At 59.6% G+C, this 26,836-nt stretch carries 22 protein-coding genes; 9 read left to right on the top strand and 13 right to left on the bottom strand.

Going from position 1 to position 26,836, the window contains the following annotated elements:
• Window positions 1-8 precede the first annotated feature (8 nt).
• A complete protein-coding gene (locus ACN0SD_RS11250) occupies window positions 9-3,143 on the bottom strand; it encodes a valine--tRNA ligase (protein WP_417808336.1) in 3,135 nt (1,044 codons plus the stop codon).
• A gap of 240 nt (window positions 3,144-3,383) precedes the next feature.
• On the opposite strand from ACN0SD_RS11250, the gene ACN0SD_RS11245 reads away from it, so the two are divergent.
• The 4 genes from ACN0SD_RS11245 to ACN0SD_RS11230 all read left to right on the top strand — a co-directional run bounded on the left by ACN0SD_RS11245 (window position 3,384) and on the right by ACN0SD_RS11230 (window position 6,331).
• Window positions 3,384-3,677 carry a ribbon-helix-helix domain-containing protein gene (locus ACN0SD_RS11245; protein WP_417808335.1) on the top strand — a complete coding sequence of 98 codons (294 nt, stop codon included), beginning with the start codon at window positions 3,384-3,386 and terminating at the stop codon, window positions 3,675-3,677.
• 115 nt (window positions 3,678-3,792) lie between these two features.
• Window positions 3,793-4,188 (top strand): VOC family protein, encoded by a 396-nt coding sequence (locus ACN0SD_RS11240; RefSeq protein ID WP_417808334.1) that lies wholly within the window; start codon window positions 3,793-3,795, stop codon window positions 4,186-4,188.
• A gap of 36 nt (window positions 4,189-4,224) precedes the next feature.
• The gene (locus tag ACN0SD_RS11235) at window positions 4,225-4,749 is read left to right on the top strand and encodes a Twin-arginine translocation pathway signal (protein WP_417808333.1); all 525 of its coding nucleotides are present in this window, start codon (window positions 4,225-4,227) and stop codon (window positions 4,747-4,749) included.
• A gap of 10 nt (window positions 4,750-4,759) precedes the next feature.
• Window positions 4,760-6,331, top strand: a complete 1,572-nt coding sequence (locus tag ACN0SD_RS11230) for a GMC family oxidoreductase (RefSeq protein ID WP_417808332.1) — start codon at window positions 4,760-4,762, stop codon at window positions 6,329-6,331.
• An 85-nt stretch (window positions 6,332-6,416) separates the two neighbouring features.
• Here the strand turns inward: ACN0SD_RS11230 and ACN0SD_RS11225 are convergent, their stop codons facing one another.
• The gene (locus ACN0SD_RS11225) at window positions 6,417-7,466 is read right to left on the bottom strand and encodes an NAD(P)/FAD-dependent oxidoreductase (RefSeq protein ID WP_417808331.1); all 1,050 of its coding nucleotides are present in this window, start codon (window positions 7,464-7,466) and stop codon (window positions 6,417-6,419) included.
• Window positions 7,467-7,515: 49 nt separating this feature from the next.
• On the opposite strand from ACN0SD_RS11225, the gene mnmD reads away from it, so the two are divergent.
• The gene (mnmD, locus tag ACN0SD_RS11220) at window positions 7,516-8,190 is read left to right on the top strand and encodes a tRNA (5-methylaminomethyl-2-thiouridine)(34)-methyltransferase MnmD (RefSeq protein WP_417808330.1); all 675 of its coding nucleotides are present in this window, start codon (window positions 7,516-7,518) and stop codon (window positions 8,188-8,190) included.
• On the top strand, window positions 8,183-9,055 hold the full coding sequence (locus ACN0SD_RS11215) for a DMT family transporter (protein WP_417808329.1): 873 nt from the start codon (window positions 8,183-8,185) through the stop codon (window positions 9,053-9,055). Before mnmD ends, ACN0SD_RS11215 begins: the two co-directional genes overlap by 8 nt.
• A gap of 7 nt (window positions 9,056-9,062) precedes the next feature.
• Here ACN0SD_RS11215 and ACN0SD_RS11210 read toward each other — a convergent pair whose 3' ends face one another.
• Complete coding sequence (locus ACN0SD_RS11210; RefSeq protein ID WP_417808328.1) at window positions 9,063-11,006, bottom strand: transglycosylase SLT domain-containing protein; 1,944 nt, start codon at window positions 11,004-11,006, stop codon at window positions 9,063-9,065.
• A gap of 169 nt (window positions 11,007-11,175) precedes the next feature.
• Between ACN0SD_RS11210 and dapA the strand changes: the two genes are divergently transcribed.
• Window positions 11,176-12,048, top strand: a complete 873-nt coding sequence (dapA, locus tag ACN0SD_RS11205; RefSeq protein WP_417808327.1) for a 4-hydroxy-tetrahydrodipicolinate synthase — start codon at window positions 11,176-11,178, stop codon at window positions 12,046-12,048.
• A 616-nt stretch (window positions 12,049-12,664) separates the two neighbouring features.
• Here dapA and ACN0SD_RS11200 read toward each other — a convergent pair.
• From ACN0SD_RS11200 to ACN0SD_RS11160, 9 genes are all read right to left on the bottom strand, one after another.
• Window positions 12,665-13,087, bottom strand: a complete 423-nt coding sequence (locus ACN0SD_RS11200; protein WP_417808326.1) for a hypothetical protein — start codon at window positions 13,085-13,087, stop codon at window positions 12,665-12,667.
• A gap of 882 nt (window positions 13,088-13,969) precedes the next feature.
• Window positions 13,970-15,457, bottom strand: coding sequence for an aldehyde dehydrogenase family protein (locus ACN0SD_RS11195; RefSeq protein ID WP_417808325.1), 1,488 nt, complete (start codon window positions 15,455-15,457; stop codon window positions 13,970-13,972).
• Between the two features lie 22 nt (window positions 15,458-15,479).
• Entirely contained in the window at window positions 15,480-16,274 is a 795-nt protein-coding gene (locus tag ACN0SD_RS11190; RefSeq protein WP_417808324.1) for an ABC transporter permease, read from the bottom strand.
• Window positions 16,271-17,134, bottom strand: a complete 864-nt coding sequence (locus ACN0SD_RS11185; protein ID WP_417808323.1) for an ABC transporter permease — start codon at window positions 17,132-17,134, stop codon at window positions 16,271-16,273. The genes ACN0SD_RS11190 and ACN0SD_RS11185 overlap by 4 nt, the downstream gene beginning before the upstream one ends.
• Window positions 17,131-18,207, bottom strand: coding sequence for an ABC transporter ATP-binding protein (locus ACN0SD_RS11180; protein ID WP_417808322.1), 1,077 nt, complete (start codon window positions 18,205-18,207; stop codon window positions 17,131-17,133). Before ACN0SD_RS11180 ends, ACN0SD_RS11185 begins: the two co-directional genes overlap by 4 nt.
• 78 nt (window positions 18,208-18,285) lie before the next feature.
• On the bottom strand, window positions 18,286-19,341 hold the full coding sequence (locus ACN0SD_RS11175) for an ABC transporter substrate-binding protein (RefSeq protein WP_417808321.1): 1,056 nt from the start codon (window positions 19,339-19,341) through the stop codon (window positions 18,286-18,288).
• A complete protein-coding gene (locus ACN0SD_RS11170; protein ID WP_417808320.1) occupies window positions 19,338-20,768 on the bottom strand; it encodes a sigma 54-interacting transcriptional regulator in 1,431 nt (476 codons plus the stop codon). Before ACN0SD_RS11170 ends, ACN0SD_RS11175 begins: the two co-directional genes overlap by 4 nt.
• The gene (locus ACN0SD_RS11165; protein ID WP_417808319.1) at window positions 20,765-21,613 is read right to left on the bottom strand and encodes a PAS domain-containing protein; all 849 of its coding nucleotides are present in this window, start codon (window positions 21,611-21,613) and stop codon (window positions 20,765-20,767) included. Before ACN0SD_RS11165 ends, ACN0SD_RS11170 begins: the two co-directional genes overlap by 4 nt.
• A gap of 827 nt (window positions 21,614-22,440) precedes the next feature.
• Window positions 22,441-23,373 carry an ABC transporter ATP-binding protein gene (locus ACN0SD_RS11160; RefSeq protein ID WP_417808318.1) on the bottom strand — a complete coding sequence of 311 codons (933 nt, stop codon included), beginning with the start codon at window positions 23,371-23,373 and terminating at the stop codon, window positions 22,441-22,443.
• 82 nt (window positions 23,374-23,455) lie between these two features.
• On the opposite strand from ACN0SD_RS11160, the gene ACN0SD_RS11155 reads away from it, so the two are divergent.
• On the top strand, window positions 23,456-23,662 hold the full coding sequence (locus tag ACN0SD_RS11155) for a zinc-finger domain-containing protein (RefSeq protein ID WP_417808317.1): 207 nt from the start codon (window positions 23,456-23,458) through the stop codon (window positions 23,660-23,662).
• 33 nt (window positions 23,663-23,695) lie between these two features.
• Here the strand turns inward: ACN0SD_RS11155 and ACN0SD_RS11150 are convergent, their stop codons facing one another.
• Window positions 23,696-23,830, bottom strand: a complete 135-nt coding sequence (locus ACN0SD_RS11150; RefSeq protein WP_417808359.1) for a hypothetical protein — start codon at window positions 23,828-23,830, stop codon at window positions 23,696-23,698.
• 176 nt (window positions 23,831-24,006) lie between these two features.
• On the opposite strand from ACN0SD_RS11150, the gene polA reads away from it, so the two are divergent.
• Complete coding sequence (gene polA, locus ACN0SD_RS11145; RefSeq protein WP_417808316.1) at window positions 24,007-26,823, top strand: DNA polymerase I; 2,817 nt, start codon at window positions 24,007-24,009, stop codon at window positions 26,821-26,823.
• Window positions 26,824-26,836: the final 13 nt, after the last annotated feature.

Here is a 26,836-nt window from a genome sequence, read left to right as displayed (position 1 = left end):
CATTTTGTTTAGCCGATCTCTGCAAGGCGGGTGACTGCGCCGCGCACTTTGTCGGCCTCTTCTTCGGCACGCGCGAGGTTTTCGCGGGTCTCGATCACGACCTCGGGATCGGCGTTTTCGATGAATTTCGGATTGTTCAGCCGCCCCTTCAGCCCGCCGATATCCTTTTCCATCTTGCCCAACGCCTTTTCCAAGCGTGCCTTTTCCTTGCCGATGTCGATCACGCCTTCGAGGGGCAGACCGAACAATGCACCCTGCGCCGGGATCGAGATCGCGCCTTTCGGAATGGGGCCTTCGGTGATCGACTCAATGCGCGCAAGACGGAAAATCAGCGCCTCGTTATTGGCCAATGCGGCGCGGGCCGCGTCATCGGCCTGCGCCAGAACCATCGGCAGCTTCAGCCCCACCGGAACCCCCATTTGCGTGCGCGACGACCGGATCGCCTCGATCAGATCAATCACCCAGTTCATCTCGCGATCAGCGGTCGGATCGACCAAGTCAGCGGCGGTGTAGCTGGGCCAATCGGCATGGATCAGCATCTTGGCGCGGTCGCCTTGCGGCGCGGTCAGATCCCACAACTCCTCGGTGATGAAGGGCATGATCGGGTGCAGCAGGATATAGCACTGATCCAGCACCCAACGCATCGTTTCGCGCGTTTCCTCGGCATATTCGCCATCAAACAGCGGTTTGGCAAACTCGACATACCAGTCGCAGACTTGCCCCCAAACAAAGCCATACAGCCCCAGCGCCGCATCGTTGAACCGATAGGCCGCGAATGAGTCATCGACCAGTTCGCGCACTTTCGCGGTTTCCCCGATGATCCAGCGGTTAACCGTATGCTTCGGCTGTGGGATCGCACTGACGACGGGGCCGTCAAACACGCCGTTCATCTCGGCAAAGCGGGTGGCATTCCAGATCTTGGTGCCAAAGTTGCGATAGCCTTTGATGCGCTCTTCGCTGAGTTTCAGCACGCCGCCCAATGCCGCCATCGCGGTATTGGTAAAGCGCAACGCATCCGCCCCGTAAGCGTCAATGATCTCCAGCGGGTCAATCACATTGCCCGTGGTTTTGGACATCTTCTTGCCCTTCTCGTCGCGCACGAGCTGGTGCAGATAGACCGTGTGGAACGGCACCTGATCGGTCACGGCGAGTTGCATCATCATCATCCGGGCAACCCAGAAGAACAGGATATCAAAGCCGGTGACCAATACATCGGTCGGGAAGTATTTCGCCAGTTCGGGCGTCTCTTCGGGCCAGCCCAGCGTGCCAATCGGCCACAGACCCGAGCTAAACCATGTATCCAGCACATCCGCGTCACGCCAGACCGGGTAGATCAGCTGCGTGGGGTCTTCGGTCATCTCATAGTTCGCAAGGCTTGCGGCCAGCGCCTCAACGGCAGCGTGACGGTCGGCAACCTCAACCACCCGCGCGACGTTCAGCGGCGTCGGAAGCCCCGCGATACCTGCTTTGAAATGTGCGATTACACCGTCAAATTCGGGCGCGCAGTGATACACGTCACCCTGATGGACCATCTTGGTTTCCACCAGCAACCGGCCCATCTCGACCAGATCAAGGGTGCCATCGCCCTCGTCATCGCGGAAATCGGGGGCCTTAAGATCAAGTCCGTACCAAACCGGAATCTGATGGCCCCACCAAAGCTGGCGCGAGATACACCACGGCTCAATGTTTTCCAGCCAGTGGTAATAGGTCTTTTCGCCCGCCTCGGGCAGGATCACCGTGTCGCCGTTGCGCACCGCATCCAGCGCTTTGCCCACGATCTGTTCGGCGTCCACAAACCACTGATCGGTCAGCATCGGCTCGATCACGACTTTTGAGCGGTCGCCAAAGGGCTGCATGATCGGCTTGGCCTCGACCAGCGGCACCATGCCGCCATCAAAGCACACCTTGCCATCGGAATCGTCAGGCTCGCCGGGGATCATCACCGCCAGCCCCTCATCGGTGATCTGCTGCACTACCGCCCTGCGCGCCTGAAAGCGGTCGAGACCGCGCAACTCGTCGGGCACGAGGTTGAGTGCGTCGATTTCGGTCTCGGTAAAATTGGCGCCTTTTGAGATCTCCATCGCGCGCGCGGCACATTCCGCATAGCTCAACCCGTCATCGCGCATCGCGCCTTTGGTATCCATCAGGCGATACATCGGGATGCCGTTGCGCTTGGCGACTTGATAGTCGTTGAAATCATGCGCGCCAGTGATTTTCACCGCACCAGAACCGAAATCCTTGTCGGGGTATTGATCGGTGATGATCGGAATCAGACGGCGGTGTTCTTTGGGGCCGACGGGAATTTCGCACAGTTTGCCGACAATTGGCGCATAGCGCGTGTCTGAGGGATGCACCGCAACCGCGCCATCGCCCAGCATCGTTTCGGGGCGCGTCGTGGCGATGGAAATGTAGTCGCGCTCTTCCTGCACGACGATATTTCCGTCCTCGTCTTTCTCGACGTAAGTATAGGTTCCCCCCCCCGCGAGCGGATACTTGAAGTGCCACATATGGCCCGCGACTTCGATATTCTCGACCTCAAGATCAGAGATCGCGGTTTCGAAATGGGGATCCCAGTTGACCAACCGCTTGCCGCGATAGATCAGGCCCTTTTCATACATATCCACGAACACCTTGATGACGGCATCGTGGAAATTGGCGCTGTTTTCATGGCCTGTGCGCGGATCACCCGGTGCGCCTGCCATCGTGAATGCATTGCGCGACCAATCGGCGCTAGAGCCAAGCCGTTTAAGCTGGTTGACGATGGTTTGGCCATATTCGCCTTTCCAGTCCCAGACCTTCTCAAGAAACTTCTCGCGCCCCAGCTCGACCCGCTTGGGCTGTCCGGTCTTGGCGAGTTCCTTTTCGACCATCAACTGCGTGGCGATGCCCGCATGGTCCTGACCCGGCTGCCAGAGCGTGTCAAAGCCGCGCATCCGGTGCCAGCGCACAAGGATATCTTGCACCGTGTTGTTGAACGCATGACCGACATGCAACGCGCCCGTAACGTTGGGCGGCGGGATCATCACGCAAAACGTTTCCTCGCGTGAGGCATTTGCGCCCGCTTTGAACGCGCCCGCCTTTTCCCATTTTTCGTAAATCCGCGGTTCGGCTGCGGCGGCGTCGAAAGTTTTATCCATCGTCATGTCATGGCATCCTTGGCTCAGCTTGAGCGTTGTGTAGCGCGCGCGCGAGGCAAGGAAAACCCTTCACCACATTAAGGATGCAGGATCGCACGATCTGCGCGCTGTGTTCTTGCCGTTGGCGTGCGCCCGCCCAAGCTGGCCGAACAAGCACGTTGACGTATCAAAACCAGCGGGTATCCTTTCTGTCCAGCGCGTTGCAAAGCGCGCAGCGGCAATCGGATCTAAGGGAGGAGAGACGATATGTGCCATGTATTCGCCGGTCAGCACCCGGAACGCTATTCCAGTGAAACGCGTCGGCTTCGCCTGAACGGTCAAAGCACAAGTATTCGGCTTGAGAACGCATTTTGGGATATTCTGGATGAAATCGCCGCGCGCGACGGGGTGTCCACGCCCACCTTTATCTCGGCGCTGCATGCCGAGGTGTTGGAGCAACGCGGAGAGCCATCGAACTTTACGTCACTCTTGCGCTGTGCTTGTCTGAAATTCTTGGAAATCTCTACGGATTGCACGCCACTCGCCGTCGCGGCGGAGTGAGCACCGACGCACCCACGAAGATTTTTTGCAGGTAGTATAGACCTACTACCTGCCCCACCTGAGCCCGCTGCTACGCTTTCAAAGGTAAGTGATAGCAATGTAGCGGGAGCAAACGGTGGCAAAAACCATCCATTCCATGATCCGTGTCCTTGATGAGGACCGCTCGGTTTCGTTTTACGACAAGGCATTTGGTCTCAAGGTTGCGGACCGCCTCGATTTCCCCGATTTCACGCTGCTTTATCTCAGCAACGCCGAAAGCGGGTTCGAATTGGAACTGACGGTCAACAAGGGCCAGACCGAGCCCTACGACCTTGGCAATGGCTACGGCCATCTCGCCGTCTCGGTCGATGATATTGACGCCGAACATCAGCGCTTTGAGGCGCAGGGGCTCGCACCTCGCAAACTCGTGGAATTCGCGCCGGCTGGGGAGGTCATCGCGAAGTTCTTTTTCGTGGCCGATCCCGATGGATACCAGATCGAGGTGCTACAGCGGGGCGGTCGCTACAAATAGGCCCGTTTCACGGGAGACAACAGGGAGGAGACGACAATGGCAACTAAGGTAGGCTCGAAAGGGCTGACCCGTCGGCAGCTGCTTTCACGGGCAACCGTAGCGGGGGCAAGTTTCGTTGTGGGATCGGGGTTCATGGCGGCGCGCAATGCCGCTTGGGCGACCGAACTTACGGCGCTGAAACCCACCACATTCGCGACACTCGTGCAGATGGCGCGCGATATCTATCCCCACGACAAGATTGACGATCAGTATTACGTCATGGCCGTCAAAGGGTATGACACCACAGACGCCGCCCCTGAAATCGAGGCCGGAATCGCAGCCCTTGATGCCGCCGCGCGCGGCAAGGGCAATGCGAGCTACCTTGATACGGCGTGGGAAAAGGATCGCGTAGCGATCTTGCGCGGCACCGAGGAAAGCGCGTTTTTCCAAAAGGTTCGCGGCGGCCTTGTGACGGGTCTCTACAACCAGAAAGCGGTTTGGCCGGTCTTTGGATATGAGGGCGAGTCCTATTCCAAAGGCGGCTACATCAACCGCGGTTTTGACGACATCGACTGGCTGTGAGGAGGCAGACATGGTTGCGAAATTTGATCTGAACGACGACAGCATCGTCGTTATCATCGGCACTGGCGCTGGCGGCGGTGTGCTTGCAAATGAACTGGCGCAAAAGGGCGTCAAAGTGGTCGCACTTGAAGCGGGTGGGCGCTATCTGCCCGAGGATTACATCAACGACGAGTGGGACAGTTTTGGCCAGCTTGCCTGGACCGAACCGCGCACGACCTCGGGAGATTGGCGCGTGGCCAAGGACTTCTCGGGTTTGCCTGCGTGGATCGTCAAAGCGGTCGGAGGCACATCGATTCACTGGGCCGGGGCCAGCCTGCGCTTTCATGAGCACGAGTGGAAAGCCAAGACCCATTACGGCGCTGTCGACGGGGCGAACCTGCTGGATTGGCCCATCGACCCCGCTGAAATGGAACCTTATTACGAAAAGGCCGAGGCCAAGCTGGGCGTGACGCGCACCGGCGATCGTCCGGGCCTGCCGGGTAGCAACAACTACAAGGTGTTCGAGAAGGGGGCGCTGGCGCTGGGCTACAAGGATGTCTCGACGGGCCGCATGGCGATCAACTCGGTCGAATATGACGGGCGCAATGCCTGTCAGCAAACGGGCTTTTGTTTCCAAGGCTGCAAATGGGGCGCGAAGTGGTCCTCGGCCTATACCGACATTCCGCGAGGCGAGGCGACGGGCAATTTGGAGGTGCGCGATCACGTCCATGCTGCACGCATTCTGCATGACGATAAGGGGCTGGCCTCGGGCGTCGAGTATTTCGACAAGGACGGCAATTTGCAGATGCAAAAGGCCAAGATCGTCTGCGTTGCAGGCAATTCGATAGAAAGCCCGCGGATCTTGCTCAATTCGCATTCCGCGATGTTCCCTGACGGTCTGGCCAATTCCTCGGGTCAGGTCGGGCGCAACTACATGCGCCACATGACGGGTTCGGTTTATGGTGTGTTCGACAAGCCGGTGAAGATGTGGCGCGGCACGACGATGGCGGGCATCATTCGCGATGAATCGCGCCATGATCCGTCGCGCGGGTTTGTCGGCGGGTATGAGTTCGAAACGCTCAGCCTTGGCCTGCCCTTCATGGCGGCCTTCCTTGATCCGGGCGGCTGGGGGCGTGAGTTTACCTCGGCGCTTGATAGCTATGAAAACATGGCCGGGATGTGGATTGTCGGCGAGGATATGCCGCAGGAAACCAACCGCGTTACGCTCAATCACGCGGTCACGGATGCCTACGGGCTGCCGGTCGCGAATGTGAACTACACCGACCACCCCAACGACGTGGCGATGCGCAAGCACGCTTATGCGCAAGGGGCTGCGGTGTATGACGCGGTGGGCGCAACCCGGACGCTTCCAACGCCGCCTTATCCGTCAACGCATAACCTTGGTTCCAACCGGATGTCGGAGAATCCGCGCGATGGTGTGGTGAATAAGCATGGTCAGGCCCATGACGTGCCCAATCTGTTCATCTCGGACGGCTCGCAATTTACCACCAGCGCGGCGGAAAACCCGACGCTGACCATTGTTGCACTTGCGATCCGTCAGGCCGATCACATCGCGGGTGAGATATCGAAGGGCAATATGTAAGGCCGCTTTACGCCTTGCGAGAAGATATGAGACAGGGCTGCCTACGGGTGGCCCTTTTTCGGTGTGGATCGCAGGCCAGTGCCCCTTATAGGTTATCCTCGACACGAAACCCTTCGGGGATCGTATCGTGCCCGTCCAGCACTAGATCAACCATCACCTGAGCCACTTTCGGGGCCATGCCAAAGCCAATTTTAAAGCCGCCATTGGCGATGAAATGCCCCGGCCGTTCGGGCCAAGCGCCCAGCATCGGGGCGCGCGTCTTGGCGCGGGGGCGCACGCCTGCCCAGCGGTCGATCACCGGGGCGTTGGTCAGCGCGGGGCAAAGGCGGCGGGCCTTGTCGATTAGCCCGTCAAGCTGGGCATCGGTCGTGTCGGGGGCGTCAAATTCCCGTTCAGATGTCGAGCCAATCGCGACCATGCCATCGCTGTGCGGGACAAGATGTAGGCTTTCGGCATAAATCTGGGGCGCAGCACCCGCGTCATGGCGCAACAGCGCGGATTGCCCTTTGACGCCATTGCCAACGGGCTTGTCGAACGCGGCACTCAGCGCGGCCAAGCCGGGCGCGCCGGTTGCGTGGATCACCGGGCCGATCTCGGCACCCTCACCAATCACAATTTCTGCGCCCAACGCCTGCAAAGCCGCGACAAGGGCGGCACCAGCGGCGCGCGGCGCAGCGCGCGCGCTCAGCGTGTCATGGATCACCAAGCCAGTGGGTGAGGGCGGGGCGAAGGGTGCGAACTGCGCCGCCTCCACCACCTGCCAAATCGCGCGCGCCTGCCACAGATCAGCGGCGCTTGCCGCACGGTCCTGCGCGCGCGCGATCTGCGCGGCGTCCATCAGCGGCTGGATGCGCCCGATGCGTGCATAGCCCGGATCGCTCCCGCCGATCTGTGCGACCTCGGCCCAGAACGTCTCGGCCATCATCAGGCTTTCAAATTGAAACTGCTTCTTGGCGTTCCAGTTCTCGGGCACATGCGGGGCGAGCGCGCCGACATGCCCGCCCGAACTGCCCGCGCCAATCCGCACGGCCTCGATCAGCCGGACCTTCGCGCCACGCCGCGCTGCTTGATAGGCGATGGCGAGGCCAAAGATACCGCCGCCGCGCACTGTCAGGTCTGCTCGCCCGCTTGTCATTTTCCGCCCCTTGCGTCACTGCTCGGATGTAAGCAACGGACTATCCCTGATGACCCAGCCTGACCAGAGCAAAGCCGATCTGGATTGGCGCGATGGCGTTTTGCCAGTGTCGCGCCGGTTTGATGACCCGTATTTCAGCCTTGGCGGCGGTTTGGATGAAACGCGCCATGTGTTTTTGGCGGGCAATGATCTGCCGGCGCGGTTGGTGGCAGGGTTTCAGGTGGCCGAGCTTGGCTTTGGCACGGGGTTAAACTTGCTGGCGCTGCGGCTGATCTGCCCTGATGATTGCCCGATCCGTTTCACTTCGTTTGAGGCCTATCCGATGAGCGCCGAGGAAATCGCGCGCGCTCTAAACGCATTCCCGCAAGCACAGGCGATTGCCGAACCGTTTTTAACCGCTTGGGCGCAAGGCGCGCGGTCGTTCCCGTTTGGCCCGATTGCCGTTGAGGTGATTGAGGGCGATGCCCGCGAAAGCCTGCCAGATTGGCAGGGTTGCGCAGATGCGTGGTTTCTGGATGGCTTTTCCCCGGCCAAGAACCCCGAACTGTGGAGCGATGATCTGATGGCACAGGTGGGCGCGCATACCGCCAAGGGCGGCACGTTTGCCACCTATACCGCCGCCGGGTTCGTGCGCCGTGCCTTGGCGGATGCCGGGTTCGAGGTCACGCGTAGCCCCGGTTTCGGCCATAAGCGGCATATGTCGAAAGGCGTGTTTCATGGTTGAGCAAGACAACCGTCGCGGCATCATCTTGATGGTCATGGTGACCTTCATCTTCGCGCTGCAAGACGGGATCTCGCGCCATCTGGCCGAGACCTACAACGTTTATATGGCGCTGATGGTGCGGTTCTGGTTCTTCGCGGGGTTTGTGCTGGTGATCGCTGCGCGCAGCCCCGGAGGACTGCGGCGCGCCAGCCGGTCCGGTCTGCCTTGGGCGCAGCTGTTCCGCTCGGTCGTGCTGATCGTCGAAGTGATCGTGATGGTGCAAAGCTTTGTCTATCTCGGGCTGGTGCACAGCCATGCGGTGTTCGCCTGCTATCCGCTATTGGTGGCGGCGCTGTCTGGCCCTGTTCTGGGCGAAAAGGTCGGCTGGCGCAGGCTCGTGGCAATCGCGATTGGCTTCGTCGGGGTGCTGATTATTTTGCAGCCCGGCGTGGGTGTATTTTCTTCCTATGCGCTGATCCCGCTGGCGGCGGCGGCGCTGTTTGCGCTGTATTCGCTGATGACGCGCTATGTTGGGCGGGTCGATCCGGCCTCGGTATCGTTCTTCTATACGGGCGTCGTGGGAGCGCTGATCGTGACAGCGGTCGGCATCTGGCATTGGGAAAACATGATCGCAAGCGATTGGGCGTGGATGGCCGTTTTATGCGTCACAGCGGCCACCGGACATTTCCTGCTGATCAAAGCCTATGAGATGGCCGAAGCCTCGGCGATCCAGCCATTCGCCTATTTGCAACTGGTCTTCGCGGCGACGATTGGTGTCGTCGTGTTTCGTGAACCGCTTGAGACGAACGTGGTCATTGGCGCGGGCGTTGTGGTCTGCGCGGGGCTGTTCACGCTGTGGCGCGCGCGGGTTGCAGAGGCGGCGTAGCGCGCAGCTACCCGGCTGTGCCACGCAGAATATCGGTAAATTCCAGCTCTGGCTCGCGCAGGCGCGCACGATAAGGCGGGATCGCCTCGGCCACGCGCATCGTATAATTGCGGGTTTCGGTAAACGGGATCATCTCAACCCAATCGACCACATCGACCGTGCCCACGCGGGGATCGCCCTTATCCTCGATCCAGCGGCGCGGACGCCCCGGCCCGGCATTGTAACCAGTCGCCACAAGGACCGTTGACGCACCAAACTCCTCGCGCAACTGCGCCAGATAGGCCCCGCCAAGACGCAAGTTATAGGTCGCATCGCTGGTCAGGCGTGACAGCGAATAGTCCAGGCCCGTCTTGGCCGCCATCATCTTAGCCGTGCCCGGCATCAACTGCATTAACCCTTGCGCCCCCACGCCACTGGCCACGCCCACCGCGAACTGGCTTTCGCGGCGCGCTACGGCCAGAACCAGCGCCTCGGGGACGCCCAGATCGTGGCTCGTCAAAGGCGGGATCGGCCACAGCGCTTGCGGGATGATCTCACCCTTGGCGGCGGCGCGCTTGCCGATGATCAGCGTCAGGTAAACGTCCTTCTGCTCAATCGCATATTGTGCCAAAGCACCGAAATTTCCGGGGCCAAGGCTTTCTTCGAGATGCAGGATGAAGCGCGCCGCCAACTCACTTTCATTGGCCTGATAAAGCAGTTGCGCTGCCTTGAAGACATCGCTGTGGCGAAACTTGTATTCATGCCAATTGGGTAGTTTTGGGGTGGCGGCGAAACTGGACGGCAGGGGGAGGCCAAGGCGTTCGGCCGAGAGCAGCCCGTAATAGGCGCTCTGCTCGGTTGCACCCTTTTGCCACGCGGCTCTGGCTGCGTCGGTCTTGCCCATCACCTCAAGCGCACGGCCCTGCCAGTAATAGGCGCGCGCCGACGAAATAGGGCCGTCCACTGCCTGCGCTAGCGCTTGAAAATGGCGCAGCGCACTGGCCGTGTCGCCCAGTTTCAACGCGGCATATCCCGCCACCCATTCCAGATCAGCGTAATCCGACCCGCCCGGCTTAAGATGGTGGGATGCGGCCAGTTGATAGGCACGCTTGGAATTGCCATTGCGCAGATCCCAACGCGCTTGCGCGCCGCGTAGATCGGCCCAAAGTTTGGGGTCTTCAAGCGTGCTGGCCGAACCGGATCGTTCAAGGATCAGCTCTGCTGCGCCGTCTTCAAGCCCCTTGCGCCAGCGCCACCACGCGCGATCGCGCGCCAGCCCGGCCGAGCGCTGCACCATGTAATCAGGCACCGCCGCGACCAGATCATCGACACCGTCTTCGCGGGCCTGCAACGCGATGCGGGCGCGTGCAACAGCCTGCGTGCCCGGACCGACCAGATCCAGCATCCGGCGCGCCTGCGTCAACTCTCCGGTATCAAGCATGTTTTGCATCCGCCCACCGTGATGAGGGGCGATCAGGGCGGGGTATTGCGCGAGGAAGGCGTCTTGTTCGCTTGCGCTCAACGACAGATGCCGCCAAGCGGACTCGGCCAGCTTGGCCGCTGCCGCTTTCTGCCCCAGCGCCAGATGCGCGCCGATCAGCGCCATCGCGCCCGTGCCGGTTTGCGGCGGGCCAAGATCGAAATAGGCCAAGACTTGCGTTGGTGGGATCGAGCCCAGCGTCGCCTCGCCTTTTTCACGCAACAGCGCCATGCCCGGCCAATCCGCGCGCCGCGTTGCGAAAGCGAAATAATCCGCGAAATCGGCGTTGCCCGCGCGCAGCCGTTGCCACTCGATAAGATCACCGCCAAGCGACCCGTCACGTCGCGCCAAAGCATCCGCACGCGCCCAATCGCCAGCTTTTGCGGCGGCCAGTGCCTGCGCCAGCGCGCCGGTTGCCGCGTGCAAGACACCGGGTGCGAGAACGGCGGTCGATGCGGCAAGTGCCGCGAGGAACTGGCGTCGAATCATCATGGCTGCTCATTTTTCATGGGGTTTTCCCCTTTGGCGTCAACTCTCATAGATGGGGACGATTCACAAGTTGGCAACGGCGCGGCAAAAGCTTATAACCCCGCCGAATTTCGCCGCGCCGCCGCGTGCGCCGGCTTTGAGAAAACCCACGTCTAAAACCAAGGAGCGTGTCATGTTCAAAGGGTCTCTTCCCGCACTGGTCACGCCGTTTAAGAACGGCGCACTGGATCTGGACGCGCTGAAAAAGCTGGTCGAGTGGCATATTGATCAGGGCAGCCACGGGCTGGTGCCTGTGGGCACGACGGGCGAAAGCCCGACGCTGAGCCATGACGAACACATGACTGTGATCACCGAGGTCGTGAAAGCCGCCAAAGGCCGCATTCCCGTGATAGCGGGTGCCGGGTCGAATTCGACGGCCGAGGGCGTGCGGCTGATCCAGCATGCCTCCAAGACCGGCGCGGATGCGGCATTGGTGGTCACCCCCTATTACAACAAGCCGACCCAACGCGGGCTGATCGCGCATTACACTGCGCTGCACGACGCCTGCGATTTGCCGATCATCATCTACAACATTCCGGGGCGTTCGGTGATTGACATGGCCCCCGAGACGATGGGCGAACTGGCCAAGCTGGAGCGGATCATCGGCGTGAAAGATGCAACCGGCAAGCTGGAGCGCGTGTCGATGCAGCGCCTGACCTGCGGGTCAGATTTCATCCAGCTTTCGGGCGAAGATGCGACCGCGCTGGGCTTCAACGCGCATGGCGGGGTGGGTTGTATCTCGGTCACGGCGAATGTCGCGCCGAAACTGTGCGCGCTGTTTCAAGAGGCCACTCTGGCAGGCGATTACACTAAGGCGCTTGGCTATCAGGACAAGCTGATGCCGCTGCACATGGCGCTGTTCTTGGAACCCGGTGTCGCAGGCGCGAAATATGCAATGTCGAAACTGGGGCTGATCTCGCCCGAGGTTCGCCTGCCGCTGACCGAATTGCTGGACGGAACGAAGGCGGCGATTGATGCGGCCATGGATTATGCTGATTTGATCTGAAGGGATAGGAGCCTAGCCCGACCGATAATCGTCATATCTTTGCCCGCTAGCTTGCAAGAGCAATAAAAAGGGCGCGGAGGTAAATCCGCGCCCTTGAGCGTCCTAGTGATGCGTTGCGCCGCCTCACTTTGATCCGATGTCGCCCTTCGCATTGGCAGCTTGGTCGATCTCGCTGTTCGTGCGTTCCTTGCGGTTCTTGGCGATATGGGCCGCAATTTTTCTGCGCGCGGTGAAATTCGGCGTCTTGACTAAGCGCGAGCGAGGCGGCCATTGCCTCGGCACGCGTCTTCATTTTTCGCTGGTGTTCGGTCGTCCGATCATAATCGATCAGAGGTCTGCTGCGTTTCGTAGCCATATATTCATACCCTTTCCTGACGTGGGCGGTGCTTGCAGTGTGCCAATCGCGAGGTTTTTCGGCTCATGATATTAAAGTGGGTTCAAGTGCGGCTTCGCGGAAATCAATTCTGAGATTTTTTCAATCTCCCCAATCTTTGCTCTGATCTCGGCGCATAGGTGACTCCCCTTTGGAGGCGAACAGCCGGATCAGGGCTGAGATGGGGTGCGAGAGAGTAAGACGCGTTTTCGCAAGCTTCTCGCGGGCGTTCGGAGGGAGCAGCTATGGGATCTCCAAGATCGCCGTGTCAGCCCCCTTAATCTCTTCGAATTCAGAAGAAAGCTCGGTCCGCGTTTCCTTCCGGGCGCGCGCGCGAACGACCACCAGCGCGCGCCCGAAGATCCGTTTGGCGCGGTGCTCTGGTGGGGCGGCAGGACCTGTCTGCGCCGGATTGTCGTCTGTGTCGTCGCAGAGCACATCGACACGCCCTTGAGCCAGATCTTGAGCGCCAGCGAGACCCGCCTGAGCATTGAGCTGCATACATTCTGCATCTTCCACCTTGGTCGCAAGATCGGACCTACCTGCCGCCATCACCATTTCAGCCTGAGCCAGGCCCCGCTCGCGCTCGGCAAGCTGTGTCTCCTGCGCCTCGCGCCACTTGCGTGGGCTGACATGCCTTTCATATCCGGAAAGCCTCGCAGGCAATATCCCCCTACATGCGCATGACGACGGCATCGCGTTTCGACTGTTCTGACATCTCGTGACCTCATTTGAAGGAGATCACGAGGTGGGTCCGTGTCTGACAAAGCAGAAATCCTTATTGCCGCGATCTAATCGCGGCAATGATCATGCTGTTACGGCGGGGCAATTTGCTAAGAGGGGTGAGGTTGCGAGTGGCTCTAATTGGCCACAAGCACTACGTGCAGTGAGGGCTGAGTCAGCCATTTACGACCCCTTGCACGGGGGCCGCCGCCGAAGGGCGCAACTGAAAGAGCGGTGGGGAGTGGCACTTCGCTGCTGTCTTAGCCAAGGTCTGCGTGAATCTTACTAGGATACGCAAATTCTAAACAGCTTTGTCGCAAACTTTGGCGCTTGGCGAAGGAGGGCGGTGGATCGACCGTCTCTGTCTAATGCAACAGGCATCGGGCGGCGGGCGATGATCTCTTTCAAAGGCGCACAGTTTCAAAAGAGGAGATCCTCTTCGCCGTGCTCTTTTATCTCATGCCTCGAACTCTCCAGTCCCGGTCATGCTTTTTTAAGAAGTAGTTTTCAGGGTCAGATCGGCTATCAGATCCACGGGGGTGGGGTCTCAAAACGAAACCCTGAGCGATGTTCGGCCACGAGGGTCGGGTTGCCGGTGATGACGGTCAGACCCTGGCGTTCGGTCAACGTAGCGACAACAATTGTCGGGTCGTGCCGATCAAGAAGAGCAGGGTCCCGCCATCTGCCGCAACGCGATCAAATTACGGGCTGATCCGCCGCGCGTGTGCCGCCTGAAAAAGCCATGCGGTCTTACATTCATATCGTTGACATTTTTGTCGATGGGGCGACTGGCAGGGGCCGCAAAGCCCCTGCCACAGCAAAAGCTTACCAGCCGCCCTCGGCGCGCCGGTCGTACTTATCGCCGCTGAGGTTGAACACTAGCAGCTTGCGTTCGGTAAAGGTCTCGAGGAACCACTGCGAGAGCTCGCGCCCCACACCGGATTGACCCGTGCCGCCAAAGGGCGCCAATTGGTCCCAATAGTTCGAGGTTTCGTTGATGTTCACCGTGCCGTGGGGCAGCGCCTCGCCGACGCGCCAGGCGGTGGCCAGATCCTGGGTCCAGAGCGATGCGATCAGGCCAAGACCGGACTGATGCGCGATTTTGATCGCCTCCTGCGCCGAGGAAATCTTGATGACCGGCGCGACAGGGCCAAAAGTTTCCTCCTGCGCGATTAACATATCCGTGGTCACACCGGTAAGGATAGTGGCGGGGAAATACAGCCCCTCTTCCTTGCCGAACTGCTCGATCTTGGCGCCCTTCGCAACCGCATCCTCAACATGCGCTTTGACCCGCGCTAGAGTCGCGGCGTTGCACAGCGGCCCCATCTCGGTGTCCTCTTCCGCCGGGTTGCCGATTTTCATCAAAGCCGCCTTAGCGCGGAGCTTCTCGACAAATTCGTCATGGACATCTTCATGCACCAGCAACCGTTCGGCCGAGGTGCAGACCTGCCCGGCATAGTAGAAACAGCCGTTCATCGCCCCGTCCACTGCCGCGTCGATATTGGCATCCGGAAGAATGATGAACGGCCCGTCGCCCCCCAGTTCCAGCAAATGCGGACGCAGCGCGCATTTCTCGGCGATGCCCCGGCCCGTGTTAGTCGACCCGGTAAAGAATACGCCGTCCACACCCTTGCTTTCTACCAGTGCATTGCCCACGTCGCCATGTCCCTGAACGATGTTGATCACCCCGTCGGGTACGCCTGCGTCCTTGAACACATCCGCCAGCATGGCACAGCAGACGGCGGCATACTCGGAGGGTTTCCAGATCACCGTGTTTCCCGCCGCCACGATATGCGCGAGGGCGATCGAGGAAATGTCGGTCGGGAAATTGTACGGCGTGATCGCCGCCACCACGCCCAACGGGCGATGGTTCATCACCAGCCGCTTGTTGGTTGTCCGCTCCTGCGTTGACGGAAATGACAACCCGCGATGACGCAGGATCTCTTCAGCGGATTTGGACCAAGAGGGGACAGAATATTCGAACACCTCTTCTCGGGCATCCGTGATCGGTTTGCCAATCTCGGCGCTCAGCATCTGGGCGATGGGTTCGGCCCGCTCAAGAAACAGTTGGTGGATGCGGCGCATTATTTGCGCACGCTCAATGACCGATAGCGCCGCCCAGGCCGGCTGGGCCGCGCGGGCACTGGCCACGGCGCGTTCGGCATCACTTGCGTTGCATTTGCCGACCCTGTGCAGGATCGATCCGTCATGCGGCGTCTTCACGTCGAACTGGCCCGCAGACCCGTCCACCCATTCACCCCCGATTAATGCGCCTTTTGTGACATCGACCTTGATCTTCGGATAAGCGTTCATGTTTGTCTCCCTTGATATTGCATTATTTCTGTTGGCTTTTTGTATTTCGCTGCAGGCGAACCGAAACGAAGATCAGCACGATCGACATCAACACGATCAGACTACCGATGGCGTTGATCTCAGGGGTGAGCCCCCTTCGCATGGTGGACCAGATGAACATCGGCAGGGTGTTGTCGCGGCCGGTTAGGAAAAACGTCACCGGGATTTCGTCAAACGACAGGGTGAACGCCAGCATCCCAGAGCCGATGACAGCTGTCTTGATGTTCGGCAGAGTGATCATAAAAAAAGTCTGCAACCCCGAGGCACCCAGATCCTCCGAGGCCTCCTGCAGGCTTCTGGGCAGCCGTTGCAACCGCGCGTAAACTTGCGTCACCACCACCGCCAACAACGCCGTGGCATGGCCGACGATCACCGCCTCAAGGCTCAGCCGGATGTCCAGAGAGCGAAACAGGATCAACATGGAAATACCCGTGATGATTCCCGGCAGCGCAATCGGCAACAGGATCAGCTTGCGAAACAGTTCCTTGCCGGGGAAGTCGATCCGATCGAGCGCCAGCGCCGCAGGCACGCCGATGATCAACGTCAAGGTCGTGGCGCTGATGGCGACGTAGAGGCTATTATAGAATGCGTCGATCAGCCCGTCATTGGCCGCCAGCTTCTGATACCATCCCAGAGTAAAGCCGGTCATCGGCCAAGTGAGTGAGCGGGAATCGTTGAAGCTGTAGGCGACCAGCACAGCGATGGGCAGGTAGAGGAACGCAAGGATCAGCGTGACCCCGGCCACCCAAGCGACCCGTTCGGACAAAGTGCGGCTCATGCGAATCTCCCCTGTCCAAGGCGTTCGAATTTGTCCGAGACGGTGATGATGCTCAGCACGATCATCAGCATCACCAGCGCCAACGCAGCCCCCAGAGGCCAGTTGAGCGAGGCCCCGAACTGTGAAGCAATCACGTTGGCTATCATTTGCCCGTCCGGCCCGCCCACCAAGAACGGCGCGATGAAGTCGCCGAAAGTCAGGCAAAAGGTCATGGTGAAGCCCGCCACAATACCAGGGATCGACAGCGGCAGGGTCACGTTTAAGAACGTCCGTACGCGTCCAACACCCAGATCGGCAGAGGCCTCTTTCAAGCTGTGCGGAATTTTTTCCAGAACAGCATAGATCGGCATCACCATGAACGGGATGAAGACATAAATCAGCGTCACGATCATCGCTGTCTGATTGTACAGGAACACCGATGACGGCTCGGACAGAATCCCAGTCGACATCAGGAACGAATTCAGGATGCCGGTGGTGCCAAGGATGGTTTTCCACGTATATGCCCGCAACAGATAGGACACCCAGAGCGGCGCGACCACCGCCATGTAAAGCATCAACCGCAGACCCGGTTTGCGCACTCGGAACACTAGGAAATAGGCATAGGGATAGGCGACCAGCGCCGCACCAAGCGAGACGAAAAACGCGATCTTAAGTGTGCGCAGAATGACCCGGAAGTATTGGGGATCGGTAAAGATCTGCACGTAGTTGCCAAACTGAAACGCAGGCACGAAGGTTGGGTATTTCTGCTGCCAGAAGCTATAAACCAGCAAGATAGCGTAGGGCACGAACATGAACATAAACGTCCATAGCAGCGGCGGCGACAGCACCAGCGCGCGTTTCAGGCGTAGCGCGCCGCTCATGCCGCCACCTCGTCGGCAAGCACCATGATCTTGTCCGCGCCAACCCGAAGGCTGACCGCATCGCCGAGCTGCGGCATACCGGCAGAGCCCGACATCGGCAGATCCACCAAGACCTCCCCTGCGCCAAGGTTGATCATCAGCCGCACGCTTTGGCCGTGATACAGAATGTCGGCGATCGATCCGCGCAGCGTATCTGGCCCTCCACCCTCCTCACCGAAATGTACCAGCGCCTTTTCCGGGCGAAAGCCGAACAGCGCCTCTTGCCCTGGCGCGACCCCCGCTGGTGCGCTGAGCGACTGACCGAAACACTGCACCTGCGGCCCGGTGGGCCCGGTAGCGACGACGGAGCGAAACTGGTTGGTGGAGCCGATGAAACCGGCGACATAGCCGGTGGCGGGCCGTTCATACAAATCCACGGGGCTGCCCATCTGCACGATCTTTCCGCCACGCATCACAACTATACGATCAGACATAGTCAGCGCCTCGGTCTGGTCGTGCGTCACAAGAATAAACGTCAACCCCATCTTGGTGTGCAACGCCTTCAGCTCCACCTGCATTTGTTCACGCAAATTGGCGTCCAGCGCCGACAGCGGCTCGTCCAGCAGCAGCACCTTGGGACGCCGGACAATGGCACGGGCCAAAGCAACCCTTTGCCGCTGCCCACCGGACAACATATGCGGCGCAGCATCGAACCGATCTTCGAGCCCGACCAGCGCCAATGCTTCCAGCGCTTTTTCCCGCACCTCGCGTCGCGCCATCCCGGCCACTCGCAAGCCGTACCCAACGTTCTTGCCCACCGACAGATGCGGGAACAGCGCGTAATCCTGAAACACCATATTCACCGCCCGCTTGCTGGGCGGCACATAGGTCACGTCCTGCCCATCAAGAAGGATGCGCCCCCGTGTCGGCTCTTCAAAGCCGCCAATCATCCTCAGCAACGTGGATTTGCCGCAGCCTGAGGGACCCAGCAGCGTAACGAATTCGCCCTGCTCAACGCTTAGCGATATATCGTCCACTCCAACCACCTTGCTGAAGGTCTTCGTTAGGTTCTCAATCTCGATAATCTTGCTCACGGGGGTGTGCTCCGTCATCAGAAAAAGGGGGGGGCCGCAGCGTAAACTGCGGACCCGTTTCGCACTCAACCTCAGCGGTTACTGCGATTTCACGGAGTTCCAGGCGTTGGTATACACTGGAAGACGATCGCCAAGGTTTTCCCACAGCAACAGGCTGTCGAGATACTCAGGATCGTCTTGATGCAGAGCCGAAAACTCGGCGTCGCTCATGAATTCCTTGGCTGCGACCGGGTTGGTCGAGGAGTAGCCGTTCACCTTGAACACACCTTCCTGCCCCTGGGCGCTGATCGCCATGTTGAGGAATTGATAGGCGCAGTCCTCGTTCGGCGTGTCAGCGACGATCATGTTGCTGTCCATCCAGCCCTCGGCCCCTTCTTCAGGGATGAACTCGACCACCTCAATGTTCTCAGCCGCCAGCAGACCGGACTGGTAGCCGCCCCAAGTGTTGGAGATCCAGACTTCGTCGGACTTGTAAAGATCCACCAACTCGCCGGCCGTGGCCCAGTATTTGCGCACTAGCGGACGTTGCTCGACCAGCTTTTCAACAGCGGCCGCAAGTTCATCGTCCGACAGGTGATAAATGTTCATGTTCCCGTTCAGACGCGCTGCCACATAGAGTGCGCTCTTGTCGTCCCAAAGTGCGATGCGACCCTTAAGCGCCGGATCCCAAAGCGCCTTAATTGAAGTCGGCGGCGTGTCGAACTTGTCCTTGCGATACATGAACGGAATTGCACCCCAAGCATAAGGCACGCCGTAAACTTTCCCGTCTTTCTGGATGCCGTCAGCGGTGCGGAACTGTTCGTATATGTCCTTGAAGGCGGGCACGCGGGATACGTCGATCGGCTGGACGAAGCCGGCCTCAATCAAGGCATAGGTCGAGTCGATGGAGGGGGTCACGATGTCAAAGACGCCGCCACCTGCCGCCAGTTTGGGGGCGAAATCATCGTTCGAGCCGACATAGGTCGCGGACACTTTGCAGCCCGTGGCGGCGGTGAAGGGTTCGATCACGCTGGGATCGGCATAGCCTTCCCAAGTCAGGATGTTCAGCTCTCCGGCCATCGCGCCCGAGGCGATGGAAACGGCACACAGAGCCGAAAGGCTCGTTTGCGCTAGCAGGGTCAATCGTTTCTTCATGGTTTGTTTTCTCCGCTGTTGGTTGTTTTTTTATGGTTGTCAGTATTTGCGGCCACAGGATCGGCCGTCTTGCGCACGATCGTTCCTATATCCACGCCAAGCGCCTGCGCAGCTTTGCGTTTGCTGCCGTGGATCCGGATCGCCCGGTCGATCAGTGTGCGCTCGTAGCGGCGCACTTCTGATCTGAGATCGTAGGTTGTGGACACCGGTCCGGTGCTTGCGCCGGACCGGTCAGTGCCCGGAATGTCAATCGGCGACAGCAGATCCTCCATCAGTTCGGCCATGTCGTCGGTCTCTTCGAGGAAGATCGCCAGCTTCTGAACGATGTTGAGAAGCTCTCGGATATTCCCCGGATAACTGTAATCTGCCAGCACCTCACGCATCCGCCGCGATACCACCACCGGTGTCTTGCGGCGCTGGTTGATTGTTTGCAAAAAGCGGTTGATCAGATGATCGATCAGGGTCGGCATGTCGCGCAGCGGCGGCACCCGTAACGGAACCACAGCCAGCCGATAGTACAGATCCGCGCGGAACGCCCCGTCGCGGATCATCTGGCGTAAATCGCCATTGGTCGCCGCAATGACCCGCACATTGGTCACCCGTTGCTGCCCGCCCGTCGGACTGGTTACAAGGCCGTCTTCAAGAAACCGCAGCAGCAGCGCCTGCGCGCTGAGCGGAATCTCGGCGACCTCGTCCAGAAACAATGTGCCGCGCTCGGCCTGCCCGATTAGCCCTGCGGTTCCATCGCCGCCAAATAGCGCCCTTGTGAACAGCGCATCCGAGGAGGACGCGCAGTTCGCAACGACAAAGGGAGCATCGGCATCTGCCACGGTGCCGTGCAAGAACTTAGCGATCTCTGTCTTGCCAACGCCGGATTCGCCGGTGATGAGGATGCGCGCGCCCTGCATGATCGCCCGCTCCCCCCGCGACAGCACCCTGTGCAAGTCCGGGGCAAGACGACGTTGGGTGACGAAATCAGGGCGGGTGCGCTTTTCCGCCATCACATGGCTGCGCGCAGGGTCGTGCCCGCCCGCCCGCTCGCGTCGGTAATCCAGACCACTGAGATCGCGCAACACGATCATCCGCACCGGTGCACCTTCCACATGCCCCGGCATTTGGCGCAGCACGGCAAGGATGTCGCGCCCGTCTTCACGCTTCAACAGGCAGTCGGCACCCTGCATGTCCGACACCGCCGCCACCAGCGCATCCCAGCCGCGCAAGGCAGGTGTAAAGTCGGATAGTGGCCGACCCGCAGCCAGTTCCGCCCGTAGCCCAAGCTGGCGTGCCGCCTCGGATGTCATCTGAACCACACCCCCATCGCCCGACAGCAGAACCAGACCATCATCGAACAACTCAAGCCGCGCCTCGGCCTCCTGTTGTGTTTGAGCCGAAAAAATTGGGTGATCAGGCCAGATACCGTCGCTCATGAACACACCTCGGTCACCATCTCCGGCAAGATCATCACGAGACAACCGGTGCCGCCGGGCGCTTCATACGGCGTGAAATGCCACGTGCCACCAGCAACAGCCCCGGAAAACCGTTCTGCAATCGGTATCGCCAAGGTCCGGACCTTACTCATCGCATGAAGCACGTTTGCCTGCGGCGCGTCAGTAGGCAGCACCGAATCGAGTGACTGCCCGAGCAGTGCCTCGGGAAGCGCCCCGAGACAGAGGGCACCTGCCGCGTTCACCACCTCGATCATCCCGGCGGCATCCACGGCCAAAAACGGGGCAGGGATGGCCCAGATCATGCTTTGCAGCGCATCCAGTCGGCTCTCCAACTCTCGCTCGCGCCGCCGGTGCTTGCCGACATTGCGAACGACGCCGAACATTCTGTACAGTTTGCCTTCCGCGATGTGGGCGCGCACATCGTTTTCTACGTAAATCTCGACGCCGTCATAGCCCCGGTCCAGCGCGGGGGCGGCATCCACCTCAAAACCGTTGGCGATAAGATTGCGTACGAATTCAAGGTTGCTGCTATTTTCGGGAAAGACCTCGCGCACAGGACGTTCGCTCAGTTTCTGCCCGGCGGGCACCTGATACAGCCGTTCCATCGCCGCATTGCAAAGCCGCCAATACGGATCGTTCCCAAAGATCTGACGCGCCACGTCATCATCCGAAAGCGTGAGATCAACCGGCGTCCCGAACTCCATGCACCAGCACGCATCGTTAGACGCACCCAACATTCCGCGCAGCACATCAACATCGGAAAATTTATCAGTCGCGCGCTGGGGCGCGTGACGCTTGGGTGAAGGGTGTGGTTTTTTGTTCATGAGGTGAGGCTGCAAAATAACATCACTTGATGCAATAATGAATCACTCGATCATCATGATTTTCATGTATAAAATGAAATATATCAAACTATGATGAATTTTTGCGCAAAATCAGCGTTGAAATTGAGTTGGGCGGCAGCTCGTGGCTTCCAAGCGGCGCCCAACCTCAAAACTGCGGCGCGAAAGCCTGCTACGGTTGCGACGGGATGATTCTGCCGTGGGTGCTGTACAAGCGGGCCAGTTTTAACCCTTTCCGGTTTGAGGGTATGCGGTGTTTGGGGCCAACCTTCGCGTAATCGGTCTGATGTGAGCCGCGCCCTCTGTTGGATTGCAGGAGGTGAGTTTCTTCACGGAGGGTACGAGAGAGCTTCTTACGCGCTTGGGCGTCGAGGTCTCCAGGCGTCTCATTGGCGATGGCCCGATCGCGTGAAAGCACAGATCGTGGTGGAAACGCTGGCGCCAGGCGTGATGGTGAATGACGTGGCGCATAAATGTGACCTGCGACCGAAGAACCTAGCGACATAGTGGCGAATGGCCAAGGATGGTGACCTCGTTCTGCGCTCGCGTGGAGCCGAGGCAAATTTCACCCCGTTTGTCGTGATCACTAGCGGAAGAAACTTTCCCTATCTTAGTATCCTAAGGGCCTGCGTTTCGAACAGATCGTAATCTCAAACAACTATCGGAAGGGCTGGGGGGGGGCGCTGCCCCCTCTGGCTTTCGCCATTCACCCCCGGGATATTTAGATCAAGAGGAAGGATACGCGGATTCCGGCTTCCAAGTGTTGGAAATATCCCGGGGGAGGCCGCAAGCGCGGGGGCGGCGCCCGCCTATTGGTTCGATGTGAGCGAGACGAAGACCTCTTCGAGCCCCGGTTGTTCCGTCGCAACATCGCGTATTTCTATACCTGCGGCACGGATTGCGTCGAGGATATCTTCGGCAGCGGTCTCGTTGCGGGCATAGGTAAAGGCGAGGCGCCCACCGGGGCGGGCCTCCATGCTGACCCCGTCGGGCAGGGTGATATCTGCGGGCGCGGGGGCGCGTGGTTCGACGACCAGCGCTTTGCGATCCATACGGCCCAGCAGGTTGGCGGTGGTATCGCGCACGATCAGTTCGCCGTGGTTGATGATCGCGATTTCGTCACACATTTCCTCGGCCTCTTCGAGATAATGCGTGGTCAGGATGATCGTCATCCCTTGTTCGTTCAGCTTGCGCACATTGCGCCACAGCATCGCGCGCAGCTCGATATCGACGCCTGCTGTGGGTTCGTCGAGCACAAGGATTTGCGGGCGATGCACCAGCGCTTTGGCCAGCAGCAACCGCCGTTTCATTCCGCCTGACAGATTGCGGGCGTAGGCCTCGGCTTTGTCGCTTAGACCCACAAGTTCCAGAATCTCATCGGTCCAGCGTTCTGATTTCGGCACACCATACAGGCCCGCTTGGGTTTCCAGCGCCGCGCGGGGCGTGAAAAACGGGTCCATGTTGATTTCTTGCGGCATCACACCAATGGCTGCACGCGACTGGCGCGGGTTCACATCCTGATCGAACCCCCAGATCACTACTTGCCCGTCGGTTTTCTTGACCAAACCTGCCAAGATGTTGATTAGCGTTGATTTCCCGGCGCCATTCGGCCCCAGAAGCCCAAAGATCGAGCCGGCTGGGATTGTCAGATCCAACCCCTTGATCGCCTCTTTCGCTTCCTGCCTTTTGCCGCCAGCATAGGTCTTGCGCAAACCTTTGACTTCGATTGCCTGCTGTTCCAACTTGCCCCGCCTTTCGCGATTGCTAGAATGGCACCCAAGCGATGGGCGCGTCCCTTTGCGCCCTTATATAGACGGAGCCGCCATGACTGCCACTTCTTCGCATCCTGCCCCCGAGGCACCCGAGACCGAAATCGTCACGCATTGGAAGGTTGCCTGCGATGGCGGCGAGGGCGCGCTTGGTCATCCGCGCGTCTGGTTGTCGATCCCGCGCGATACCGGGTTTGTCGAATGCGGCTATTGCGACAAAAAATATGTGATCGACCGCGAACATGCACATGAAGATCACTAGGCGCGGGTCGCGTTTGTCAAAGAAGGGCGGCGCTTAGCCGTCCTTTTTCTTTTGTGCGGCGGCCTTCATGCGCGCCAGCAATTCGGCCTTGGGGGCAGCTTTGCCATAGGGGTTTTTCTTCGATCCCTTGGCGTTGTGTTCGCTATGAGCGGGGGCATGTTTCGCCATGTTCGCACCTCCTGATTTGGAATAATCCATCGCGTGATCCTTTTGCGCAGTCTTTGCAGACAGATGGGCTATCACGGCGTTTTGCGCAAGGGCTCGCGCGAAGTCGGGCGAGTGCTGGCACTGCGTGGCGCACTGTGGCACAACCGACCCAAAGCGCGCGAAGGAGGGCTGTTTCCATGGCATTCGGCAAAGGTTGTCACCTACATCTGATCGACGGATCGTCCTTTATCTTTCGCGCCTATCACGCGCTACCACCGTTGACGCGCAAATCCGATGGCTTGCCGATTGGCGCTGTGGCCGGATTTTGCAACATGCTGTGGAAATATATCGAGGACGCCAAGGGCGGAGATGCGCCGACCCATGCGGCGGTGATTTTCGACAAGGGCAGCCACACCTTTCGCAATGATATGTATGATAAATACAAGGCCAATCGCGACGAGATGCCCCAGGATTTGCGCCCGCAGATGCCGCTGACCCGCGAGGCCACGCGCGCCTTTAACATCGCGTGCGAAGAACTTGAGGGCTATGAGGCCGATGACATCATCGCCACGCTAGCGCGTCAGGCACGCGAGGCGGGCGGGCGCGTGACGATCATTTCCTCGGATAAGGATTTGATGCAACTGGTCGGCGGCGGCGTTGAAATGTTCGATGCGATGAAAAACCGAGCCATCGGTGTCGAAGAGGTCGAGGCCAAGTTTGGCGTCGGCCCGGATCGCGTGATCGACGTGCAGGCGCTTGCGGGCGATTCGGTTGATAACATTCCCGGCGCGCCGGGAATTGGGGTTAAAACGGCAGCTTTGCTGATCAACGAATACGGTGATCTCGAAACGCTGCTGGAACGCGCAGGGGAAATCAAGCAGCCTAAACGCCGCGAGGCGCTGGTTGATAATGCTGACCAAATCCGGCTGTCGAAACAGTTGGTGACGTTGGATCCACAAACGCCGATCACCTTCACGCTGGATGATCTGGAGATTCGCGAGCCGCAGGTCGAAACGCTGCTCGATTTCCTCAACCAGATGGAGTTTCGCACCCTCACGCGCCGTGTGGCGGAGAAATTCAACACCGAGCCGCCGCCCGCGATTGAGATCACCGCCCCGACGGATGCGGCAACACCTGCGCAAGACGCGCCGCCGATTACGCCGGAAAACTACGTCTGTATCCGCGATGCAGAAACGCTAAAGCAATGGCTTGATCAGGCGCGCGCGCGCGGTTGGGTCGCGGTCGATACCGAGACCACCTCGCTCGATGAAATGCAGGCCGATCTGGTTGGCGTGTCTTTGTGCGTTGAAGCGGGGCAAGCGTCCTATATTCCGCTGGGGCACACAACTGGCGAAGGCGATTTGTTTGGCGGGTCCGAGCGCGCCGAGGGGCAGATGGATTTGGACGCGGCGCTGGCGCTGCTCAAGCCGGTGCTGGAGGATGCCTCGATCCTCAAGATCGGGCAGAACATGAAGTATGACTTCAAGATTTTTGCGCGGCACGGCATTCGAGTGGCCCCGATCGACGATACGATGCTGATGAGTTACGCGATGTTCTCGGGGCTGCACAATCACGGCATGGATGCGCTTTCGGATCGTTATCTCAACCACCAACCGATCCCGATCAAAGAGCTGATCGGCTCGGGCAAATCCCAGATCACCTTTGACAAGGTCGCCATCGACACCGCCACGCGCTACGCTGCCGAGGATGCCGATATTACCTTGCGGCTATGGCAGCAGTTCAAGCCGCGCCTGCACCGCGAGCAGGTCACCACCGTCTATGAAACGCTGGAACGCCCGATGGTCCCAGTGCTGGCCGATATGGAGATGGCCGGGGTCAAAGTGGACGCGCAGGTTCTGTCGCGCATGTCCAACGCATTCGCGCAAAAGCTGGCCGGGCTTGAGGATGAGATCGCGCAGATCGCGGGCACTCCGTTTAACGTTGGCTCGCCCAAGCAGTTGGGTGAAATCCTGTTCGATCAGATGGGCGTTGAGGGCGGCAAGACGGGCAAGACGGGTGCGTATGGCACCGGGGCTGATGTGCTGGAAGACGTCACCACGCTAGAGGATGTGAACCCGCAGGCGGCGAAACTGGCCGCTCGGGTGCTGGATTGGCGCCAGATTTCCAAGCTGAAATCGACCTATACGGATGCGCTGCAGACCCATGTGAACCCGGATACGGGCCGCGTGCATACGTCTTATTCTATCGCGGGCGCGAACACCGGGCGTCTGGCTTCGACCGATCCGAACTTGCAGAATATCCCCGTGCGCTCTGAGGAAGGTCGCCGCATCCGTGAGGCGTTTGTTGCCGGGCCGGGGATGAAGATTGTTTCGCTCGATTACAGCCAGATCGAGTTGCGCATCCTCGCCCATGTCGCTGATCTGCCCGAGATGAAACAGGCCTTCAAAGAGGGATTGGATATTCACGCGATGACGGCGTCGGAGATGTTTGATGTGCCGCTCGATCAGATGACCTCTGATATCCGCCGTAAGGCGAAGGCAATCAATTTCGGCGTGATCTATGGGATTTCCGGCTTTGGTCTGGCGCGCAATCTGCGCATTCCGCGCGCAGAAGCGCAGGGCTTTATCGACCGCTATTTCGAACGTTTCCCCGGTATTCGCCAATATATGGATGACACGATCGCCTTCGCCAAAGAGCATAAATTCGTGCAAACCCTGTTTGGCCGTAAAATCCATACCCCCGAGATCAGCGCTAAGGGGCCGGCTGCGGGCTTTGCCAAACGCGCCGCGATCAACGCGCCGATCCAAGGGGCGGCGGCTGACATTATTCGCCGCGCGATGATCCGCATGCCCGCCGCGGTGGGGGATTTGCCAGCGAAGATGCTGTTGCAAGTCCACGACGAACTGATCTTTGAGGTCGAGGAAAGCGCGGTTGATGATCTGATCACGGTGGCGCGCGCGACGATGGAAGGGGCCGCCGAGCCGGTCGTGAAACTGTCACTGCCGTTGGTCGTCGATGCGGGGCAGGGCGCGAGTTGGTCCGAGGCGCATTAACGCCTCTGGGCGC

The organism is Thioclava sp. (assembly GCF_048263065.1).
Classification (GTDB): domain Bacteria; phylum Pseudomonadota; class Alphaproteobacteria; order Rhodobacterales; family Rhodobacteraceae; genus Thioclava.
Note: the sequence above shows the minus strand (reverse complement) of the source record. Positions and strands in the feature narration are given on the sequence as shown.

What these genes read in the sequence shown, in the direction of transcription:
- ACN0SD_RS11250 (WP_417808336.1), bottom strand. Translation starts at nt 3,143, where the DNA reads ATGACGATGGATAAAACTTTCGACGCCGCCGCAGCCGAACCGCGGATT.
- ACN0SD_RS11245 (WP_417808335.1), top strand. Translation starts at nt 3,384, where the DNA reads ATGTGCCATGTATTCGCCGGTCAGCACCCGGAACGCTATTCCAGTGAA.
- ACN0SD_RS11235 (WP_417808333.1), top strand. Translation starts at nt 4,225, where the DNA reads ATGGCAACTAAGGTAGGCTCGAAAGGGCTGACCCGTCGGCAGCTGCTT.
- ACN0SD_RS11230 (WP_417808332.1), top strand. Translation starts at nt 4,760, where the DNA reads ATGGTTGCGAAATTTGATCTGAACGACGACAGCATCGTCGTTATCATC.
- ACN0SD_RS11225 (WP_417808331.1), bottom strand. Translation starts at nt 7,466, where the DNA reads ATGACAAGCGGGCGAGCAGACCTGACAGTGCGCGGCGGCGGTATCTTT.
- mnmD (WP_417808330.1), top strand. Translation starts at nt 7,516, where the DNA reads ATGACCCAGCCTGACCAGAGCAAAGCCGATCTGGATTGGCGCGATGGC.
- ACN0SD_RS11215 (WP_417808329.1), top strand. Translation starts at nt 8,183, where the DNA reads ATGGTTGAGCAAGACAACCGTCGCGGCATCATCTTGATGGTCATGGTG.
- ACN0SD_RS11210 (WP_417808328.1), bottom strand. Translation starts at nt 11,006, where the DNA reads ATGATGATTCGACGCCAGTTCCTCGCGGCACTTGCCGCATCGACCGCC.
- dapA (WP_417808327.1), top strand. Translation starts at nt 11,176, where the DNA reads ATGTTCAAAGGGTCTCTTCCCGCACTGGTCACGCCGTTTAAGAACGGC.
- ACN0SD_RS11195 (WP_417808325.1), bottom strand. Translation starts at nt 15,457, where the DNA reads ATGAACGCTTATCCGAAGATCAAGGTCGATGTCACAAAAGGCGCATTA.
- ACN0SD_RS11190 (WP_417808324.1), bottom strand. Translation starts at nt 16,274, where the DNA reads ATGAGCCGCACTTTGTCCGAACGGGTCGCTTGGGTGGCCGGGGTCACG.
- ACN0SD_RS11185 (WP_417808323.1), bottom strand. Translation starts at nt 17,134, where the DNA reads ATGAGCGGCGCGCTACGCCTGAAACGCGCGCTGGTGCTGTCGCCGCCG.
- ACN0SD_RS11175 (WP_417808321.1), bottom strand. Translation starts at nt 19,341, where the DNA reads ATGAAGAAACGATTGACCCTGCTAGCGCAAACGAGCCTTTCGGCTCTG.
- ACN0SD_RS11170 (WP_417808320.1), bottom strand. Translation starts at nt 20,768, where the DNA reads ATGAGCGACGGTATCTGGCCTGATCACCCAATTTTTTCGGCTCAAACA.
- ACN0SD_RS11165 (WP_417808319.1), bottom strand. Translation starts at nt 21,613, where the DNA reads ATGAACAAAAAACCACACCCTTCACCCAAGCGTCACGCGCCCCAGCGC.
- ACN0SD_RS11155 (WP_417808317.1), top strand. Translation starts at nt 23,456, where the DNA reads ATGACTGCCACTTCTTCGCATCCTGCCCCCGAGGCACCCGAGACCGAA.
- ACN0SD_RS11150 (WP_417808359.1), bottom strand. Translation starts at nt 23,830, where the DNA reads ATGGCGAAACATGCCCCCGCTCATAGCGAACACAACGCCAAGGGATCG.
- polA (WP_417808316.1), top strand. Translation starts at nt 24,007, where the DNA reads ATGGCATTCGGCAAAGGTTGTCACCTACATCTGATCGACGGATCGTCC.